Origin of the sequence: Hyunsoonleella sp. 2307UL5-6, assembly GCF_047345485.1 — a bacterium.
GTDB lineage: Bacteria > Bacteroidota > Bacteroidia > Flavobacteriales > Flavobacteriaceae > Jejuia.
This window is the reverse complement of sequence record NZ_JBLFEN010000001.1, coordinates 206,826-228,057: the sequence shown is the minus strand read 5'-3', so window position 1 is coordinate 228,057 and position 21,232 is coordinate 206,826. Positions and strand designations below refer to the sequence as shown.

Annotated in this window: 10 protein-coding genes; 2 read left to right on the top strand and 8 right to left on the bottom strand. The window is 33.3% G+C overall.

The annotated features are described in order from the left end of the window. Positions 1 to 155 precede the first annotated feature (155 nt). Together ACKGJY_RS00985 and ACKGJY_RS00980 are read left to right on the top strand one after the other, a co-directional pair. The gene (locus ACKGJY_RS00985) at positions 156 to 3,248 is read left to right on the top strand and encodes a T9SS type A sorting domain-containing protein (RefSeq protein ID WP_413971979.1); all 3,093 of its coding nucleotides are present in this window, start codon (positions 156 to 158) and stop codon (positions 3,246 to 3,248) included. A gap of 2 nt (positions 3,249 to 3,250) precedes the next feature. After that, positions 3,251 to 3,964 (top strand): hypothetical protein, encoded by a 714-nt coding sequence (locus ACKGJY_RS00980; RefSeq protein ID WP_413971978.1) that lies wholly within the window; start codon positions 3,251 to 3,253, stop codon positions 3,962 to 3,964. A 65-nt stretch (positions 3,965 to 4,029) separates the two neighbouring features. Here the strand turns inward: ACKGJY_RS00980 and ACKGJY_RS00975 are convergent, their stop codons facing one another. From ACKGJY_RS00975 to ACKGJY_RS00940, 8 genes are all read right to left on the bottom strand, one after another. Next, positions 4,030 to 5,445 carry a sulfatase-like hydrolase/transferase gene (locus tag ACKGJY_RS00975; RefSeq protein ID WP_413971977.1) on the bottom strand — a complete coding sequence of 472 codons (1,416 nt, stop codon included), beginning with the start codon at positions 5,443 to 5,445 and terminating at the stop codon, positions 4,030 to 4,032. Positions 5,446 to 5,456: 11 nt separating this feature from the next. Beyond that, positions 5,457 to 8,678, bottom strand: coding sequence for a glycoside hydrolase family 2 TIM barrel-domain containing protein (locus ACKGJY_RS00970; RefSeq protein WP_413971976.1), 3,222 nt, complete (start codon positions 8,676 to 8,678; stop codon positions 5,457 to 5,459). 99 nt (positions 8,679 to 8,777) lie between these two features. Beyond that, on the bottom strand, positions 8,778 to 9,617 hold the full coding sequence (locus ACKGJY_RS00965) for a T9SS type A sorting domain-containing protein (RefSeq protein WP_413971975.1): 840 nt from the start codon (positions 9,615 to 9,617) through the stop codon (positions 8,778 to 8,780). Positions 9,618 to 9,724: 107 nt separating this feature from the next. Beyond that, positions 9,725 to 10,606 carry a family 16 glycosylhydrolase gene (locus ACKGJY_RS00960; protein ID WP_413971974.1) on the bottom strand — a complete coding sequence of 294 codons (882 nt, stop codon included), beginning with the start codon at positions 10,604 to 10,606 and terminating at the stop codon, positions 9,725 to 9,727. A 66-nt stretch (positions 10,607 to 10,672) separates the two neighbouring features. Further along, the gene (locus tag ACKGJY_RS00955; protein ID WP_413971973.1) at positions 10,673 to 13,465 is read right to left on the bottom strand and encodes a sugar-binding domain-containing protein; all 2,793 of its coding nucleotides are present in this window, start codon (positions 13,463 to 13,465) and stop codon (positions 10,673 to 10,675) included. 38 nt (positions 13,466 to 13,503) lie between these two features. After that, positions 13,504 to 15,036: a sulfatase family protein gene (locus tag ACKGJY_RS00950; RefSeq protein ID WP_413971972.1), complete on the bottom strand. Its 1,533-nt coding sequence runs from the start codon at positions 15,034 to 15,036 to the stop codon at positions 13,504 to 13,506. Then, positions 15,036 to 18,335 carry a DUF5107 domain-containing protein gene (locus ACKGJY_RS00945; RefSeq protein WP_413971971.1) on the bottom strand — a complete coding sequence of 1,100 codons (3,300 nt, stop codon included), beginning with the start codon at positions 18,333 to 18,335 and terminating at the stop codon, positions 15,036 to 15,038. The genes ACKGJY_RS00950 and ACKGJY_RS00945 overlap by 1 nt, the downstream gene beginning before the upstream one ends. Before the next feature lie 38 nt (positions 18,336 to 18,373). Continuing rightward, positions 18,374 to 21,214 carry a glycoside hydrolase family 2 protein gene (locus tag ACKGJY_RS00940; RefSeq protein WP_413971970.1) on the bottom strand — a complete coding sequence of 947 codons (2,841 nt, stop codon included), beginning with the start codon at positions 21,212 to 21,214 and terminating at the stop codon, positions 18,374 to 18,376. Between the last annotated feature and the right edge of the window lie 18 nt (positions 21,215 to 21,232).

The window sequence follows — 21,232 nt, the reverse complement described above, 5'->3', positions numbered from 1 at the left end:
TTGATACTTCTAATTACAGACTGTAATGGCGATAATAGCTATTAGAATTGATAAACAAGTATTATTATCCATGTTTAGAGTAATTTCTTTAATATTATAGGCTTAGCTTTTGTATAATTTTACTCATCCAATTAAATCTAAATAAAATTCATGCTATGAAAAAAAAGATTAAAAAAATTATAGGTGTTACTTGTGTTGCAGCTACATTAATTTTGGTGCTTTTAAATAAAACTATATTTAATAGTGGTGACACCTATAAAAGTGAGTATTACCACGAAGACTACGGAGAAGGTTATGAAGAAGAATCTGCTGAAGAGATAGCCTACGAAATGGCTATGGACGGAGAAGCACTTCCAAAGCCATTTACATTCTCAACTTTAAAAGGTGAAGAATTAGCAGCCTATGATACTTGGGTAGCAAAACTAAAGGCATCTAATTTTAAATTCAGTACCAAAAAAGATTTTTTAGCCTATTCTAAGTCAGCTAAAAAAAACATGTCAATGCTTCCTCCAGAAAATTACTCGTATGCTAATAGTACGTTATCTGGAACTTGGGATCAAAAGTATTTACATATGACATCTACAACAAACCCTGGTTATAATGAAGGGGGATTTAGAACAGATGGATCGCTATTCGACCCTGTTAATGAAGATATTTATATAGTGTCTTTTGCTGGACATATATACAAGATTGATGAGGATGCTCCTGTAAAATGGTCTCTTAGAAACCAAACCAAAAGTTTTGAAGGTGATAAATTTAACGGTGTTAACTTGCCTGATGGCTCTTTTAGAATGTTGAATCAAAAGGCTAATGGTAGCATGGAATTCTCAGATGACGAAGGAAGAACATGGATGGATGCCAATGGTGCTTTTTTTGAAGGAGCAGCAAACTATACAACATTAGTTACAAAAAAAGATACAAGTAAACTTATAGTTGCACATGGTGCTAGTAGAAATGCTTCTGCAGGAAATGCTTGGTTTGATAATATATATTTTTCTAATGACTATGGTTTAAACTACACACAGTCTGCTTTAACTTTTCAGAGTAATGCGTTTGATGTTGAAATTTTGAAACCTCATTCCAGTAAAGCAGTTTACGCTTTAGCTAAAAGAAATAGCGATTCTAAACTGTTTATATATAAAATGGGAGAGAATGATACAGATTTTTCTTTACTACACGAACCTACAATTAACGTTGAAAAATTGGACGATGTTAAAGGTACAACTGTAAATGGCACTACTCATTTTTACATTAGTTATGATAATACCACTATTTTTTATTCTGGTGATGAAGGTGCTACCTGGACGCAAAGTATCACTTCAAGTAATACAGGTAGAAATATTACAGAAGTACACCCTACACAACCAAACATTGTTTTTAAAGGTTTTGTAGAACTATGGATATCAACTGATTATGGTGTAACTTGGACAAGAAATAATCACGTTTTAAGTAATAATGACATCTATGTATGGGATTTACAACACTTTAAAACGTTTGATAAAGAAGATGGTGGATTTTTTACTATATCTGGATACGATTTTGGAACCTACTACTCTACTACTCCAGAAGACTGGAATTCTTGGACTAGTGTAAGTAGAGGAAATCCAACTACCATGTGTTATGATGCTGAGACCAGCGAAAAATATAATTTGGTTTATACTGGAAATCAAGACAGAGGTGCTCAAAGTTTCTCTGGAGATAATGATTATGATAAAAGTTTACCTATCCCAACCGCAAGAGAAGCTAATACAGATGTTTTACGAGTTGCAGTAGCCAAAGGTGGTGAATCTGCTTGGTATTGGTATTATTTTGGTACTATAGGTAGAAGCTCTGTTACAGACGGTGGAAATTTTAGAACTGTAACAAGAACCGACTTTTATGGTAATTGGGCAGCTACAAGTATGACAGCCTCTCCAAACGAAACAGAAGATGCTGTTTATATTCCTTGGGGAACCGGGTTACATAAAATTATATATAATGGTAATGCAGTAGTAAGAGAAATACACCCTTTTGTATTTAATGGTCCTACTTCTAGTTTTGGGTATTCAAACATAAATAAAGACCGTTGGTATGTTGGTTTAAAAACTGGTCAGTTTATGTATTCAACAGACGGTGGTAATTCGTTTAGTCCCTCAAATTATAATGGAACGTGGCCACAACAAGATGATTCTCACAGAAAGCGAAGACAAGTAATAGCTACCAGCCCAATAGACGAAGCTACGGTATATTATGCAGGAAAAGGCAATACGTTTTTAATTTCTCAAGATGGAGGACAAACATTTACAAATCATAATTCTGGACTAACTGTTGATAGAATCTCTGAAATGGATGCATCTCCTAATGGTCAATTTATTTTTGCAGCTTGCGAATTTGATGGTGCTTGGGTATATTCTATACAACAAGACCAATGGTTTAAAATGTCTGGATTAGACGTACCTGACGCTGTAGGCTTTACAGATGTACAATTTATTGAATCTGAAAATGCAGCACGTTTTGCGACTTATGGTAGTGGAGTTTTAGATTTTAAATTAGATCAAGATTTTTCTCAAATTTTTGTAGCTGCAGATAACTTTCAAATACTAGTGACTGACGAAACTTGTCAAGGACGAAACGGAGCGTTAAAAATAGATACTAAGTTTAAACATGATTATAATATTACCGTTGCTGGTGTTGATTATAGTTTTACAAATACATTAAATATCTCTAATTTAGAACCAGGATCCTATGATGTTTGTATTGGGATAGACAATACATCATATTCACATTGTGTTACTCTAAATATTGAAGCATCAGATTTATTATCTGGTAAAACATCATCTGTAAAAGAGAATAAGGTTGAAGTTGATATTCAATCTGGTACTCCACCTTTTACAGTTTCTGTAAATAATATTAAAATTTTAGAGACGTATAATACTAATTTTAGTGTGCCTGCTAAGGAAGGTGATTTTATAGAAGTAAAATCTAAAGCTACTTGTGAAGGTAAATTAACTAAGGTTGTGGGATCATCAATTGAATTAAAAGCCTTCCCTAATCCTACAACTGATTATTTTGAGTTACGTATACCTACTAAATCAAAAGAAAATATAACGGTAGAATTATATTCTCAAACTACTGGATTAGTATCCTCAATACAATATCCTGTTATTGATAGTAAGGTTAAAGTTGATTTAACAAACAATCCTTCTGGGGTATATTATGCAAGAGTTAATTTAGATAGCCCAAAAACAATTAAAATCATAAAAAAATAAAGATGAAAAAGATATTATATATTTTAGTTTTTAGTGGTATTGTAGCATCCTGTTCATCAGGTTCAAGTGATGATGGAGATGGTGGCGGCAATCCAAACACTGACAGTACACCAACAGTACCTATGTTGGTGTTTCCTAGTCAAAACCAATTATGCATAGACAATACACTTAATTTTACTTGGAATGCATCAACAAATGAAGACGGTAGTTCTGTTATTTATACCTTTGAGATAGCTACGGATAATCAGTTTTCAAACATTGTTGTGTCTGAGGTGCAGACAGCATTATCAAAAATTGTTACTTTAGATAAAGGAATTGCCTATTACTGGAGAGTAAAGGCCAGAAGTACTAAAAATGTAGAGAGTCCTTTTTCTTCTGTTTCTCAATTTTATACTGAAGAAGTACCAAACACTAACAATTTACCATTTTCACCAGCTAATGTAAAACCATTTGTAGGTCAAAATTTTGATGGTGTTAGCACTATTAATTTAGAATTTACTGCTTCAGATGTAGATAACGATCCATTAACGTTTGATGTTTATTTCGGAAAAGATAAAAATGCACTTTCTTTAGTTTCTGAAGATACCGTAAACACATCATTAGATATTACTGTTGATACTGCAGACACTATCTACTACTGGAAGGTTATTTCAAAAGATGATAAAGGCGCTCAAACATCTAGCCCTATTTGGGATTTTAAAGTGAATGGTTTATGATCAAAACAAAATAATTTAATATAAAAAACATCCTTACTAAAACAGTAAGGATGTTTTTTTTGATTCTATTTCTCGCTATGTTTTAAATAAGCAGGACTCCAAATATCTTTATACTCTGCTTCTTTATTTTCCATAAGTTGCTTATGGATGTAGTGTGTTACATCCATCCAAGCTTTTTCTTCAAGCCATAGCGGATTTATTAATTGATGTTGCCATGTGTTGTAAACAGACATTATGGTATCAAATTGTTTTGGATTGCTTTTAGAGATATCTAAAGTTTCACCTAAATCATCATTTAAATTATACATTACTGAACCATAATCTTCAAGATTAATCATTTTATAATCTCCAATTCTAGCTGCTGATTCATCTAATTTTCTCCAGAAAAGTTTTTTATGCGGATTACCGTTTTCCATTCCTTTTAAATAAGGCATTAAATTAACACCATCTAATTGTAGATTTTTTGGTTTAGTGATGTTAGCAGCAGCTAAGGAAGTAGAGAATATATCCAACGAAGACGTTAATCCGTCAAACATGCTACCCGAAACAATTTCTTTTGGCCATGATACTATAAATGGTACACGGTGTCCGCCTTCAAACTTATTGCCTTTCCAACCTTTTAATGGTCCTGTAGAAGATTGATTGTTGTGCGCGCCACCATTATCACTTAAAAAATAAATTAAGGTATTGTCTCGTTTCCCAAGGGTCTCTAACTTTTTTAATAGCTTACCAATATTTTGGTCTAAACTCCACGTCATAGCAGCCAGTTTTTGTCTAGGATGATTCTCAAACTTATCTAAATCTTCTCGTTTGGCATGCATTGGGGTATGCACCGCGTTATAAGAAACATACATAAAAAAGGGTGTGTCATTAGATGTCTCTATAAATTTTACAGATTGATCTCCCAAAACATCCGTTATATAACCATCAAAAATAACTCGCTCTCCATTGTGCTGAAGCATTTTTTCTTTTGATGGGGCTTCTAAAGGAAAATAAGAGCGACTACCAGCTAAAAACCCATAAAATTCATCAAACCCTCTCTGATTAGGATGATCTGATTCATCTTCACCTAAATGCCACTTCCCTATTGCGTAAGTATTGTAACCATTATTTTTAAAAACATCTGCAATAGTAACAACATCATCACTTAAACCAATACCGCCTGTACCGTTAGCTTCAAAACCAAAACGCTGTTGGTATTTTCCTGTAATTAATCCAGCTCTAGATGGTGCACAAACCGTTGCACTTACGTGCGCATCAGTAAATTTTACACCACTTTTTGCTAATGCATCAATATGTGGTGTTTGCAAATCTTTACTGCCCATGAAACCAAAATCTACATAGCCAGCATCATCAACTAAAATGATAATTATGTTTGGTTGTCCAGTTAATTTTTTTTTAAATCCTTCGCTTTCAGATTTTGATTTGCATGAAAAAGCAGCAAGTACAAACAATACAAATACGGGTAAATATCTAGTCATTTTAGAATCTTCTAAAGATTAATATTTTGTTTTAAAGGCATGATTTTAAAAGTATAAGATTGATTTTTAGCAACTATTTGATATTGCTCTAAAGGTTTAGTCCACCAACTAGTATCTCCACCAACACCCATTTGTACATGGTCAATATTTATATTCACCAATTCGCGCTTAACAATGTCTGTTGTATGCCGTTGTTGTTTGGTATCTCCAGCATCAAAATCTGAATTGTATTGATGGTGCGCACTAAAACTTAATAATTCTGGGCCTGAAATTTTCAAGCCTTTTCCTTTACTATTTTTAAATATTATCCAACGTACATCAGTTTTATAACCATTTTCTTGAGGTCTTATATACGGAACATATAAATCTGCAATCGAAGCTTCATAATTACCTACAAATTGAGACGTTTTCCTGTCTTGGTAATTTTCTAATGGCCCTCGCCCGTACCAGTTTACTTTATTATATTCATTTTTTATAATAAAATTAGTACCAAAGCGTGGTATATTTGGCAAATCATCTTCAACATCAATTAATGCATTTGTAACTGTTAATTGTCCTGATGCATCAATTTTGTAAGACATCTTAACTTTAGCGATATCTTTGGGCAATCTATAAATTACATCAAGAGTAATAGAATTATTTTTAAAATTTGAGACTTGCGCTTTTGAAGATATGTCTAAAACCTTTTCTTCATCTTTTAAAGTTATAGATACTAAGTCTTGCTTTTCTGTAGCTTCTCTCCATATACCCATATGTTTTGGCATATTAAATCCATAATCATTATCTGTTGTCGCTCTCCAAAAATTTGGAGCTAACCCTTGAAGTATGATGTTTCCGCTACCATAATCTAATTTTGATAAGTGTCCTGAATTCTTGTTAAAAATTACTAGTACTGCTTCTGACTTAATACTAATTTCATTTTGATTTGTAGAAATATAAACTCTATCCTTTGTATTATCTAAAAAACTCTGAATGCATTTGCCCGCTATAAATTGTGCTTTAGCAACAGGAAATCCTTTTGATAACAAAGGCATATTAGCATTAGTTGAAGCTAAAAAATTAAGCGTGTACTCTTTATTTTTTAAATCTAATTTAGGCAAATTAACATCTAAAACTTTAGATTTATTTTCAGGTAAATCAATAACACCTAAACTTCCAGACTCTATTTTTTCTCCTTCTTTAAATAGCTCCCAATCAATTTTAAAATTATTTAGATTAGTAAAGAAATATTCGTTGGTTATTTTTACTCGTCCAGTCTTAAAATTAACGTCACTAAACTGAATGTTTTGATATACTTTTTTAAGTTCTTCCAGTCCGGGGTGCGGTGTACGGTCTGGATTAACAATACCATTTAAACAAAAATTAGCATCATGCTGAAGATGTGCAGCTCCAAAATCTCCCCCGTAGCCCCAATATTTTTCTCCATCCTTGGTTTCTGCAACAAGTCCTTGGTCTACCCAATCCCAAATAAAACCACCTTGAAGCACATCATATTTACGAATTACATCCCAATAATCTTTAAAATTTCCTAAACTATTTCCCATAGCATGCGAGTATTCACATAAAATCAACGGTCGTTTCGGATTATTTTCGGCATATTTAATTAATTGTGGAATACGGTCATACATTGGCGCCTGTATGTCAGTGTTTTCATAATGTGTAGCACCTTCATATTGTACAGGGCGTGTTGAATCGTGTTCCTTCAACCATTTGTAAGTCGCAAAAAAGTTATTGCCATTACCTGCCTCGTTACCCAAAGACCATGTTACAATTGATGGGTGATTTTTATCCCTTTCAAACATTCTAATAGTCCTATCTAAATGCGCAGCTTTCCAATCAGGCCTGTATGCAGGATGTACTTTTTTAAGTTCTGGTTTTTTATCTAAACCCTGGTTAGTAGTGCCCATACCATGAGTTTCAATATTAGCCTCATCTATAACATAAAACCCATAAGTATCACAAAGTGAATAGAAAAACGGGTTTTTGGGGTAATGACTACAGCGTATGGCATTAACGTTATTTTCTTTCATCAGCCTTAAATCTTTTAGAGTTAAAGCTTCGTCAATAACATGTCCTGTAGTTTCATTATGATCGTGAAGGTTTACTCCTTTAATTAAAATAGGTTTACCGTTGACCAGAAATTGATTATTTTCAACTTTTATAGTTCTAAAACCTACTTTTACAGAGGTTGCCTGTAAAATGTTATCTTCTAAATCGCTTAGAGTTATGATTGCTGTATAAAGATTTGGTGTTTCAGCAGTCCATGGTTTAACATCAGGAATGATATCATCAAATAGGATATTTGATTTTGATGATTGAATTTCTACTTGTTTAGCGTTACTATTTACCGAATTAGTATTTGCATCTAATAGTTCAACTTTTAATTTTATTTTCTCAGTTAGTTTTTTAGTATTTTTTATTTCAATATTTAAATTAAAGGCACCGTCTTTATATTTATTTATCAAATTGCTAACTACTGTAAAATCATTAATAGCAATTGGGTTATCTGCTCTTAAATATACATCGCGTTCTATACCACTTAATCTCCAAAAATCTTGATCTTCAATATAACTAGCGTCTGACCAACGTAACACTTGCACCGCTATTTGATTTTTGCCAGCTTTAATGTATTCAGTAATATTAAATTCTGCTGGGGTTTTACTGCCCTCATTATACCCAACTTTAATTCCATTTATATAAACATACATAGCACCACTAACCCCCGCAAAATGCAAGTAAACATCTTTACCTTCCCAATTAGATGGTATATTAAAATTACGTTTATAACTCCCTACATTATTTATATTATGAGGAATGAATGGTGGGTTTTTAGGAAAAACATAGACAATATTTGTGTAAACAGGAAGTCCAAACCCTTCCATTTCCCAGTTAGAAGGCACACTAATGGTATCCCATCCTTCTAGACTAAAATCGTCTTTATAAAAATCGGTAGGTCTTCCTTGAATACTATCTGTATAATAAAAATTCCAAGTACCATTTAGCAGTTTATAGCTAGAAGATGTTTTCCAATCTATACCCGAGATAGCAGCCTTACTATTGCTAAAATTATAAAACGTAGCTCTGGCTGGTTGTCTATTGAGTTGGAACACCTCAGGGTCTTCCCATTCAGGATTTTCCCATTTATCAGCTACATAAAGAGGTTTAGAAATAACCGCTTCTTCACATGAAATAAATACTATTAATATAGCAACTAGTTTAAAGTAAAGTCTCATTAAGTATAATGTTGGTTAAAAAATGGTTTAAACTAAAAAAAGAACAGATATAAAATATCTGCTCTTTTTTTAACAAAGTATATGTTATATGTAAGTTATTTAATTTTTAAGTAACTTTTTAGTAGCCATAACACCATTGGTATCAATCATTCTAACAACGTACATTCCAGAAGCTAAGCCACTGATATCATATTCGTTACTGTTAATTGCGTTAATATTATTTACTTGCTTACCTAACAGTGTATAAACTGATACATTTTTAATTACAACATTATTATTAGTTGTTACCTTAAATGAAGTTTGCGCAGGATTAGGAAATAAAGATATATTTTTATCTAATTCAAAACTATCAGTGCTAAGTGGATTATTTTGTAAAATTTGTACTTGGTCTATATAACCAAATGCATCTGTAGCATTGAGGATTTGACCTACAGGTTCATTTTCAAAACCCATGTCAGGATGGAACGTTAGTCTAAACAAAGTACCTAATGTAAAAGCGGTGGCATCTTGGTTGTCCTTAACCTCAAAAATAATTTCTTGCCATTGATTAAAGTCTGTATAAGAATTTAATGCTCTTACAATATTTGTTCCGTTTGAAGCATCATCTGGTGCATCAAAACGTATTCCTATATCACCCTGAGCTGGAAGATGAAGCATCATGCTAATAAAAAAACTTTCAGTAGAAGATATTGCTAAATCATTCACATCTAATCCTTGAAAAATCCACCATTGCGCACCAGTACGTTGAATTTCAAGGCAATTTGCAGTGGTATTTAAACCTGTTGGATTAGGGTTTGCAACTACACCAGTTGTAATCCCACCACCAACATTTAGTAGCCCAGTGGCTCCAGACTCAAAATCATTAACCATAGTTTGCCCAAAAATTAAACCTGAGCCAGTCATTAATAATAAAATTAAAAAAGTAATTTTTTGTTTCATAATATGTAGTTTAGTAGTTAATTATTGTACGAAATAAAATTAATCCATTTACTTAAAACATAAATGGACTAATTTTCGCTATACATAGACAAAAACACTTTTTTATACTAATTTGTTTTCCAAACTCTAATATAATCAACTTTAGCTTCTGTAAAATCTCCAATCTTTCGTTCTGAAAAATTAGAATTAGCAGCTCCCCCAAAACTAGCTCCTGTAGATAGCCATAAAAACTCTTCTACTTGAGGCACCCAAATACCTTGATAACGTGTCATAAATTCACCATCGTAATATATCTCTAATTTGTTCTCGTCCCACAATAATCCAAAAACATGGTATCCTGAATGAATTCCAGGAGCATCATACCTTCTAGTATTTGCTTTATGCGCATCACCATACCCATCTATATGAATTACGCTTTTTGTAAAATCTCCTATCCATGCAGATTCAAAAACATCTATTTCTGCACCATCGTTTCCTGTTCCATCAATATTAAACATATTATCGCCCTGTAACCAGAGTGCTGTGTGAGAGCCAAAATAAGTCTCTGCTATATCTATTCTTGCTTCAATATAACCATATTTAAATTCAAATAAATTATTAGAAAATATACCTCCACAGTGTAAAACGTCATTAGCCACTTTTTCACTTTTTAATATTAAATTACCATCTCTATAACTTACATTTTCTGGTCTCCAAAACCATTGGTTTATTCCAATTCCTGGTCTTGCATTTCTACTTCTGGTTGAATTATTTTTAGCCCATTTTGTTGGCTCAAATTTGTCAAAATTATCTTCTAACATCATAGACCAACCATTTGTATTTACTGAATTTAAAACTGGTTTAGCTATCTTTACGGGATTATCACCGTCATCAAATCTTTCATCATCTGGTGATGTACTATTATCTTCACTACAAGAAAAAGAGATAAAAGCTAATAATACATAACTTAAAAAAAATGTTTTAGTCTTAAAATAAGTGTTGTTTTTCATGGTTGCAATTTTAATTTATAGTATTTTGAATATATGATTACATATATAATAGTTTAACTTATGTAATTACTTATAGATGTCTTTAGCTGAAAACTCAGCTTGATTTCCTTTTAATTGTAAGGCCTCTATATTGTTAATTTGAATCGTATTTGAAGGTTTGAAATCTTCACTATTCATATAAGATAAAACACTATGTAGTAATTGTCTTGCTACAGGCCTCTTATCTAAATTTGTTGTTAAATCAATTGAAGAAAACACCAGTTGCCCATCTCCTATTTTGGCTTCAAATAAATTAGTTAAATGATGGTTGGTTACAAAATTATCTATAACTCTAACCAAGGGTTTTGCATTTACACCATCTACTATAACAGATTTTGAATTGATACATAAATCCCACCATTGCCAATTGGTATGAGAATCGGTTGGGAAGTTATTAAATACTGGATGTTTTTCATCTAACATAACACCCATTGTAGCTGGTTGATTAGGAAAATGTACTGGACTCCAAAACACAGGTACAAAACGCCCAGTAATACCTTTTAAAGTTTTTGGGTCTGGATTCAACAATACTTTTTTTCCAGCATTTAATGCTTTTGTTGCTTGAGCTATGGATGATGTAATAAATACATCATTTGATGTTGTAGAAACCGCTTTAGGATACACCCAGATATTCCAAGTGTTTTTATATTTTGTGTTGCTTAAACTTACAGTAACGGTCAGTTTTTTTGCTTTTTTAGCTTCAATAACATAATTAATCACTCCTAAATCTTTATTATTACCAATGGCTAAATTAATGTCATTTAAACTCCCTTTTTTAATTTCATTACCAGCATCATCGGTAATCGTCCAATCTAGAGTTTGATTGTTCAATTCTTTATAAAAGTTAGCTACTTCAATAGTGGCTTCAAAAGCTTCTCCAGTTTCGTAAACCGCTTTTTTATATCTAATTAAAGGTACTAACTCGCTATTAAATTGACTAAATTCTTCAGCAGAAATAACACCTTTAGATTCCCAAAAGGCATTAAGCAACCCAACTAGTGCTGTACCTTGTCCAGGGAAATCCTGTAATTGTAATAATTGAAAACCATCAAAACTAGGCGTTTTCATGGCGCGCTCTATTTCTTCTTTATATAATAGTGCTGCTAGTTTACCCGAGTTATAAGTAAAACTTGGAGCCAAATCTAAAAGTCCCTTTTTTTCTAAATCATTTTTAACAGCTATAAAATTTAAAGGCTTTAAAACACCTGTATACTTTTCAATTTCACTCATATCTGGATATACAGAGTATTGCCCTATTTCATGAGATACTAGTGGCATATTTATATGTGCACTTCCCGAGGTGTAATCTGCATCAAAATGTGGTGGCTTATCATTGAAGATACCCTGACCGCGAATCCATCCCTTATCAGTCCATTGTGCAATAAAAAATTCATCTTCTGCCTCTGGTCTTGTTCCCGTTGGTTGTTGAAACGAAAATGCTGTTGTAGCATATAAATGTCTGTTATCCTTAGGTTTCAATTCAGCAACCATATCATTTAAAACACTTATATCGCCTTGCAACTCATTACCCAAAGCCATAAATATAAATGAGGGATGATTACCATAATCTCTTATCATTTTATCAGCCTCAGCTTTTAAAAATGCTGTAGTTTTAACATCTTCTCCAACTTTTAAGCTCCAATGAGGTAATTCTACTTGAACATAAAACCCTGCTTCGTCTGCAGCTTCAAATGCTGCTTTTGGCGGACACCAAGAATGAAAACGCAAGTGATTTAAACCATAATCTTTTGCTTGTTTAATTAATATTGCCCATTCATTTTTATCCATTGGAGGATGACCAGTTAATGGAAAAATAACACACTCTAAATTTCCTCTTAAAAAAATACGCGTATCATTAAGCATTAAATCGCCATTATTACTGCTTACAAATTTATAACCAAAACGCGCATGTGCCTCTCCTGAATTAGTTGTGATTTTAACATCATAAAGGTTTGGGTTAAATTCATCCCATAGTTGTAAATCTTCGGGCTTATCAATTTCAATTACGTAAGTGTTGTTTATTTTGTTTGAAGTTTTGATAGCGCTATTATAAACCTCTACACCTTTAACAGAGGTAATTGATAAATTAACCGCACCTTCAACAGCATTAGGTAGATCAAACGTAACTTTTAATTTATCTAGTTGTGCATTTGGATAAACTTGCACATTATTTGGTGCATTATTAGGAGAGACTGAAAGTTGAATATCTCCTAAAATTCCATTCCATTTTATTTGAGTATGATTGGTATAAGCATGAGCCATATCTTGGTTTACAACATCTGGATACATACTTCCTGCAACATTTATTAATGGAAATTTGTTTGAGTTATCGATACAAATAGTTAATATATGTTTACCTGGAGTTATAGTATTTAAATTGTAGCTATGTTGACCAACTAAACTATTTGCATTACCAATTAGATTTCCATCTATATAAACCGATGATTCCCAAATAATACGTTCTAATCCTAAAGTTATACTTTTATTTTTCCATGTATCTGGTATTTCTATTTCCCTTTGATACCAAGCTTTACCAATATACTGGTGTTTTCTTGTTAGGTTAGACATTACGTAATTATTAATTGCTGGCTCTAGAGTACTTGGAGTACCAATTTCTGCACCATCTAGAGTGTTTGGTAAAGCAATAGTTGCACCAGTAAACAAAGTATTTGCCCAATTATCATTAGCACCTACATTTGTAGAATCTAACTTAACGAACCATTCTCCGGATAAATCAATTTTATTAACTTTTGGTGACATACAACTGCTAAAAACAGAAAGTAGTATTAAAAGTAGTACTATATAATTATTATGTTTCATAAAAAATTTAAATAATATTTAAGAGTAATATATTGATATTAACCTTTTTGATTCATGATTTTAGCTAATTCACCTTCCATCTTTTTAACAATATCTGGATGGGATTTATAAATGTTTTTACTTTCTGAAGGATCAACTTCTAAATTGAATAATTGAACGTCTTCGTTAAACCCAGGATCTACAAATTTTTGAACAATCCAATTTGGTACTGGTTTGTTTTTAGGTTTTATGTACTTCCACTTGCCCATTCGTAAACCATATGTATAGGCTTCTTCAAGTAAAAATTCGCGTCCTTTTTTTGATTTTCCCAACCATGATTTTAAAAAATCTTTGCTATCAGGAGCAGCTCCATTTTCAACATCTTGACCTACCAAACATGCTAAAGATGTATATAAATCTACTTGAGATAATAATGCATTACTAGTACCTGGTTTAACTTTATTTGGCCAGTGAACAATAGTTGGCATACGCGTTCCTGCTTCATAGACAGAATACTTAGAACCACGATAAATACCTGCTGGTTTGTGATCTCCTAGAAGTTCTATTGCATAATCTAAATACCCATCATCTAGAATAGGACCGTTATCACTTGTAAAAATTATTAAAGTATTATCTAAAAGATTTGCCTTTTTTAATGATTCAGTAATTTGCCCCACGCACCAATCCATTTGTGCAATCACATCACCACGTGGTCCCATGCTACTACTTTCTACAAACTTAATATTAGCAATTCTTGGTTGATGAATATCATGCAAAGAGAAATACAAGAAAAAAGGATTTTCTTTTTCATTCTCAATAAAATCTTTTGCCTTATCAGATAGTACGAATGGAATTTTTTCATCTACCCAAAGTGCATTCTTACCGCCTTTCATGTATCCAATTCTACTTATACCGTTTATAATAGCTCCTTGATGATACGGGTCTGTATGTTGTTTTAATAATTCAGGATGCTGAAACCCCCAAGGGTAACCTTCTATTCTCGAGCCATAGCTTACAGTAATAGGATCATTTAAATCTAAACCTACAACTTCTTGATTTTCTAGAAACACACAAGGCACTCTATCTCCTGTAGCAGGAATCAAAAAACTATAATCGAAACCAACTTCTTTTGGTCCTAACGGAATTTTTTCGTTCCAGTTTATTTTACCTTTTCCTAATCCTAAATGCCATTTCCCAACTACACCCGTTTTATAACCTGCTTTTTGAAGCATTTTAGGTAAGGTTTCTACATTTGGATTTATAATTAAAGGCGCATCGCCTTCTAAAATAGCCGCATTATTTCTAAAGGCATAACTTCCTGTTAAAAGTGAATAACGGGAAGGTGTACAAGTTGAAGAACTGCAATGTGCATCAGTAAAGTTTAACCCATTTGTTGCAAGCGTATCAATATTAGGTGTTTTTACACCTATTGCGCCATTAACACCTATATCGCCAAACCCTAAATCGTCAACATAAATAATGACGATATTGGGTTTTTTATCTTGTGAAAAACCTAAGCTATTAATCACTAAAAAAAATGCAAAAATTAGGTTTCTAAAAGGACGATATGTTAAATTTATGTGCTTAAACATTATGATACACCTACTAATTGCGTATGAATATATGCTGGTATATGAGATAAATTAGTTGCTGTTACTTTACCAAATGCTTCTATAGCTTTAGAATCGTTACTCATACCTAGCTGGCCTAAGCCTATAAGATAATTACAATGAATTTTGTTTATTACATTTAAGTCTTCCTCCCATATCAATAAGTCTGGAAGTGATATTGCAAAATAATCGAGTTTTACGTTATCATTCATGTGCGTTTCGCCGTAGTTTAAAAGGTTTTCAAACCGTTTATTCGCTTCATCTTGCTTACCTAATTTTTGCAATGCCAATCCTTGATAAAAAATCTTATCTGGTTGTTGATCGTTATAAAATATTGCAGGACTAGGATCACTCAATCCTTCCGAAGCTAACTCAAAAAATGCTTTAGATTTGTCGGAATTCCCTAAGCCTTCATGTGCGCAACCTAGCCAATAATCAATATCATTTTCTACAGTACCATGCAATTTACCTTCACCTAAATTATGAGGATATGTTTTAGCTGCTTCTAACAATGTTACAGCATCATCAAATTTCTTTAAGTTGATATATTTTTTAGCTAACTCTGTATAACAAGTTAAATATTGAAACGGTACTTTACCTTCGCCTCCTTCCCAGGGATGGAATTGACGATTCTCTATAAGCTCTTTAGCTTTTTCAAAATTACCTTTCAGATTATATAGTGCAATACGCTCTAAATATAAATCGTCTCTAGAATTCGTTAAATCTATATACTCCTCAAGTAGCGCTAAACGTTTTCCTACGGATACGTTGATTTTTTTATACAACTGGTCTAGCTCCATAAGCAAACGTGCATCTGTATTGTCTAATTCAAATGCCTTTTCTAAATGCTTTTGAGCCAACTCTTTTTGATTGGTTTTATTATAATACAATAATGCCAAATTACGATGTGTTATTGCAAAACTATCATCTAGTTTTACTGAAGATTCCCAGCATTCTTGTGTTTCCTTATATTGCCTGTTGGCATACCAAAAGTTACCTAAATAATAAAATGCTTTAGCATCAGATGGGTTTGCTTTACAAGCTGCTTGCAATGCTAATACGTCTTCAATTTTATTAGGAAAACAGTATGTATCTGGCATTTGAGATGCTTTTTTGTAAGCATCCAATGCACTACTTGCATCTCCTTTTTGGTCAAAATACCAACCCATAAAATAGTATACCATTGGATATACTTTGCTATTTGTATCGGTATGCACTTTTAACAAAGCAATAGCCTCATCAAACTGTCCTGCCATAGTATAATCTAAAGAAAACTCAATGTAATTATGAGCATAGTTTCTTAGAATATGCTTAAACGCCTGTAAGTCTTCTTGCTTATTTGATAAGATATAACGCTCGTATAATATGCCAAAGTTGAATTTATCAATAGCCAGCGACTCTTCTATAAGTTTAGTAGCAGCTTCAATTTTACCCTGTTTTCTTAAAATGATAATTTTTAAGTGTCGCGCTTTATGATTGTGCCAGTTTTTAATTAAGGCTCTATCTACAAGATCCAAAGCTTTTTCTAAATCGCCTCTAAAACAATCAATTTGGGCTAAATTGAAATAGCCCGCATCTTGCCATTGGGCGTTCCAACACGCTTTAAAGAAACTCGCATAGGCTTCATCTTTCTTTCCTAAGAAATTTAAAGCTAGTCCTTTATTAAAATAAGGTTCACCATCATAAGGATTTGGATTGTGACTTGTAAGTGTTTCAATGGCTGTATCGAAATAACCAATTGCTGTCTCTAACTGCCCTTTTCGCATATACCAAAGTCCCATGGCATTATTACAACGCACATCTTTTGGAGACCTTCTTAACGCTTCTTCATAATAATCTGTAGCGTTAAATGTGGCATGTCTGTATTGCTCTAAATGCAAGCCTCTTAAATACAAGCCTTCAACAGTATCAATATCTTCTGGTGCTTTTGCAGCCTTTGCTGGTTCTGGAATTTCTTCAGTTAAATCTTTATCTGGCTCCCAAGCTACCAATACGTTGCCTTGACTATCATTTACTGAAATTTGTAAATCATCAAAAGTATTAGCGCCTATTTCAATTGATTTTTCAAAACCAACTTCAGGAGAAAGATTTAAAACTTCTTCGTGTAATACTTTTCCATCTGCTTTTAATGTAATCACACAGTTATTATAAGTTGACGTAACATACACCTTAACTAAAGCTTTGCCATCAACCATTTCAAGGTTTACTAAAGCTTCTTTGGTAGCATTTTTAACCACACCTACGTTGTAGTAAGGCATAAAATACTGCTTAAAGCTTTTTTCTTCATACGGATGCATCCACGAAAAATCGGGTTGATTATCGGTATAAACACCACACATTAACTCGATGTATGGCCCATCTTTATCCGTTAAATTTCTATCCCATGCTTTACCGAATTCCCCATTACCCCAAGTCCATTGTTTTTTTCCAGGTGAGACATTATGATCTGCAACATGCAGCAATCCGCCTTTAGAATCATTCTCATAACCACCTACAAAATCGTATTTTGAAGTAATCGCCATATAACTTGTTGGCACAGGAATGTTCTTATATCTAGAAATATCTGTTCCAGGAGAATAATCTACTTTGTAATATTCGCCTTTTGCGATTGGGAATTCTGAAACATCACGTTTACCATGATCAAAAACAGCATTTACATCTGGTGGAAATACCGATTGATAGTGGTCGTTTACTGCCACTGCTGGGTTTGCCCACCATAAAAAGGTTTGTGGATGTGGCGTTCTATTGTATAAATGTGCCTTAATTTCTATGTAAGCCTTATCTGGATGCAGTGTAAAACCTGCCATTCCTTTAGTGCGGAACATACGTTCTAATTCACTTACCCAAACCGTTTTACTACCATCTTCGTTGTCTTCAATGAAAAAATCAGTTGGATCGTAAGTACTTGGTCTGTGATGTTGTGGCCAGTTAAATTCTATACCACCGGAAATCCAAGGTCCTGTTAAACCTACAAGTGCAGGTTTTATAACGTGGTTATAATACACAAAATCACGTTTACGGATTTTATCATAAGCTCTTTGGATTCTTCCACCCAAGGCAGGTAAAATCATTAGTTTTATATAATCATTTTCAATAAAAATGGCATTCCATTCTTTATCTACTTTAGTATCACTAATTTTTTCTATCACAGGATGTGGATATACCGCTCCACTGCTTGCTTGATATACACGCTTTTCAAGAAAAACAGGATATTTTTCAGGAGTTCCAACTTCATAAGTAGGAATGATTACTTTTTCTTCCCAGGCTTTTACAGTTTTCATATTTTATATTTTTACTCTACACTTATTGTAAATGCTTATTAATACTCTAATATTTGTTCTAATTGTTGCATAGTGATGCTTGTTTTTGGATTAAAAGCTTCACCATTTATATAATTTTCTAAGCTATATAAAAGCTGTTGTGCTTCTAATCGCTCGTTTAAATTTGTGTGTAAATCAATTCCAGAAAATAGCAATTTCCCTTTCCCCACTTTGGCTTCAAAAATGAGGGCTGTTTTTCTGTTTTTAAACCAATCGTCTATTACTCTTACAATAGGATTTAACTCTGGCATCTCATCAAAAATGATAACGTTTGAATGACTCATAGCATCCCACCATTGCCAATTAGAATGGTATTCCGTTGGAAAATCAGCCAGTGCTGGATGTTCTGGATTGCACAGAATTCCTAATGTATGTGGTTTTTGCTCTTTAGTCCATGAAGTATTCCAAAAAATACTTGAAAACCCGATACCAATATCGCCGCCAAATTCTGGAGCGACATCGCCTTTTGTAATGTTTAGCAATACATTGCCACCGTTATTTAAATAGCTAATAGTTTTAGCATCCAACTTACTAACTACCTTATACGCATTCTTATTTTCTATTGGTAAGTTTTCATTTGGATACACCCAGATATCCCAACTGTTTTTAAAGTTATTGACCATAACATTTAAAGACAGTTTTTGAGCTTTAGTAATCGAATGTAATGATTGATTGATTGTACCTAATTGAATGCCATTACCAATGGAAATATCTGTTTTATTCAGTTCACCTTTCACAAAAACACTACCATCAGGTTTAGTTAAAGTCCATTCTGGCACAACATTTTTCAACTCATTTTCGCCAAAATGAGCAATTTCTATTGTTGATGATAAGGTATCAGTATTTTTAAATGTGCGCTGTTTTAAACGTGCTAACGGCACCGTTTCACTACTAAATTCTTTAAACTCTTCTGGAGTAACATAGCCTTTTTCATTCCAAAACGCATCTAAAACACCAACCAAAGCGGTACCTTGTCCGGGGAAATCGTGTAAATCCAATAACTGAAATCCTGCCATTCCTTTCGTTCTTAAAGCAGCTTCAATATCTGCTTTGTAGCACAAGGTTTGTAGTTTACCAGAAGCTAAAAGAAAACTATCGGCTAGTTTTTCCATACCGTTTTCTTCTAAGGTTTCTTTAAAAATTTCAAAGTTTTTAGGCTTTAAAACACCTGTGTATTTTGACATTTCCTTGAAGTTGGGGTATACGCACCACTGCCCCATTTCGTGACTTACATAAGGCATTGGCGTTTTGTCTATAAACTTCCTCCAATCGAATTCCGTTTGTGGCGCTTTCGCATTAATGACGCTATTTAAGTTTTCATTCCAGCCTTGAATTCTGGGACCTCTATGATTGTAATAATCCATATTATCTAAATACGGATAACCCGCACCACTTGTATATAAACGGCGATTATCAAAATCTTTAAAATGATTAACATACTTTGTTAAATACTCCTTGTGATACTTACCACTTGGCTCGTTACCATACGTCATCATCACAAAAGACGGATGATTACCATAAGCATTTATGATGGCTTCGCCTTCTTTGTATAGCCACTTGTCGACTGGTGTCCCATCGCCTAAATTAGCTAACCACGCAGAGGCTTCAGCTTGAATATACACACCCATTTCGTCAGCAGCTTGAAATGCCGCTTCTGGAGGACACCAAGAATGAAAACGCATGTGGTTTAAACCGTGTGCTTTTATAATTTTGAAAATGCGTTTCCACGAATCGACGTCGGTTGGTGGATAACCTGTTTTTGGAAAAATGGCACATTCTAACGTACCTCTTAAATATATAGGCCGGCCGTTTATTTTGAATACGGTACCATCAGCTTTAAACTCACGCATACCGAAATCGATACGCTTTATATCAATGCCCTCATCAGATTGTAAAGTGAGTTGCATTTCGTATAAATTCGGGTTGAATTCATCCCAAAGTTTAGGATTATCACCCATATCATACACTATTTCAATTTCATTGTTTGAATTAAGCTTGATTTCTTTTTTTACTTCACCTAAAACCTCTGCATCAATTGATTTTTCTGTAGCTTGAAGCATTAAAGTTGCATTACTATTTTCAGAATAGTTTTCTATCTGAGCAACAACTTTAACCGTTTTATTTGAAACATCTGGATATAATTTCACTAAACTCAAAGACAATTTAGGTGTCGCTCGAAGTTCTATATCTCCCACAATACCATTCCAATTAGATTGTGTATTATCTGAAATACTGTGTGCGTCTATACCAACATTTATATCTTTTACTCTGTTGTCTACTCGAATAGAAATAGCGTGATTACCAGCAGTTAAAAATTCAGTTAAATCATAATCATGCGATGTTGCAAGGGTATTTTGCATGCCCACCTTTTTATCATCTACCCAAACTGTGGATTCCCAATGTACACGCTCTAGATGCAAATTGATTTTTTTGTTGTTCCAATCTTCTGGAATAGTAACGCTTTTTTGATACCAAGCAACACCTTTATAATCCTTAATTGGGGTTAACCAAAACGGCACTTTTACATTCCCTTTTTGGCGGTATTTCTTCATTTTCAGGTCTTTGTACCAAAGACTATCGTTCCACATATTTCCCGTCCAATCTGTATTGACAGTAACATCATTTCCTTTACCATTTTCAGCCATGGAAGCTGGCAATTTCACCACATCAGTCAAACCTTTTGAAAACCAATTTTCATTTTCACCAACATCTAACGAATCGATAGCAAAGCTCCATTCACCAGATAAATCCATGTGCTTTTGCGTAGTATCCATACAGGCATTTAGAGCAAGTATTGACAAGCAAATTATAAAGATTTTTATGGCGTTAAATAACTTCATCTAAGTTCGGTTCTCCTT

Coding starts and splice junctions, on each gene's coding strand:
- ACKGJY_RS00955 (WP_413971973.1), bottom strand. CDS start 13,465: ATGAAACATAATAATTATATAGTACTACTTTTAATACTACTTTCTGTT.
- ACKGJY_RS00940 (WP_413971970.1), bottom strand. CDS start 21,214: ATGAAGTTATTTAACGCCATAAAAATCTTTATAATTTGCTTGTCAATA.
- ACKGJY_RS00945 (WP_413971971.1), bottom strand. CDS start 18,335: ATGAAAACTGTAAAAGCCTGGGAAGAAAAAGTAATCATTCCTACTTAT.
- ACKGJY_RS00970 (WP_413971976.1), bottom strand. CDS start 8,678: ATGAGACTTTACTTTAAACTAGTTGCTATATTAATAGTATTTATTTCA.
- ACKGJY_RS00980 (WP_413971978.1), top strand. CDS start 3,251: ATGAAAAAGATATTATATATTTTAGTTTTTAGTGGTATTGTAGCATCC.
- ACKGJY_RS00950 (WP_413971972.1), bottom strand. CDS start 15,036: ATGTTTAAGCACATAAATTTAACATATCGTCCTTTTAGAAACCTAATT.
- ACKGJY_RS00975 (WP_413971977.1), bottom strand. CDS start 5,445: ATGACTAGATATTTACCCGTATTTGTATTGTTTGTACTTGCTGCTTTT.
- ACKGJY_RS00985 (WP_413971979.1), top strand. CDS start 156: ATGAAAAAAAAGATTAAAAAAATTATAGGTGTTACTTGTGTTGCAGCT.
- ACKGJY_RS00960 (WP_413971974.1), bottom strand. CDS start 10,606: ATGAAAAACAACACTTATTTTAAGACTAAAACATTTTTTTTAAGTTAT.
- ACKGJY_RS00965 (WP_413971975.1), bottom strand. CDS start 9,617: ATGAAACAAAAAATTACTTTTTTAATTTTATTATTAATGACTGGCTCA.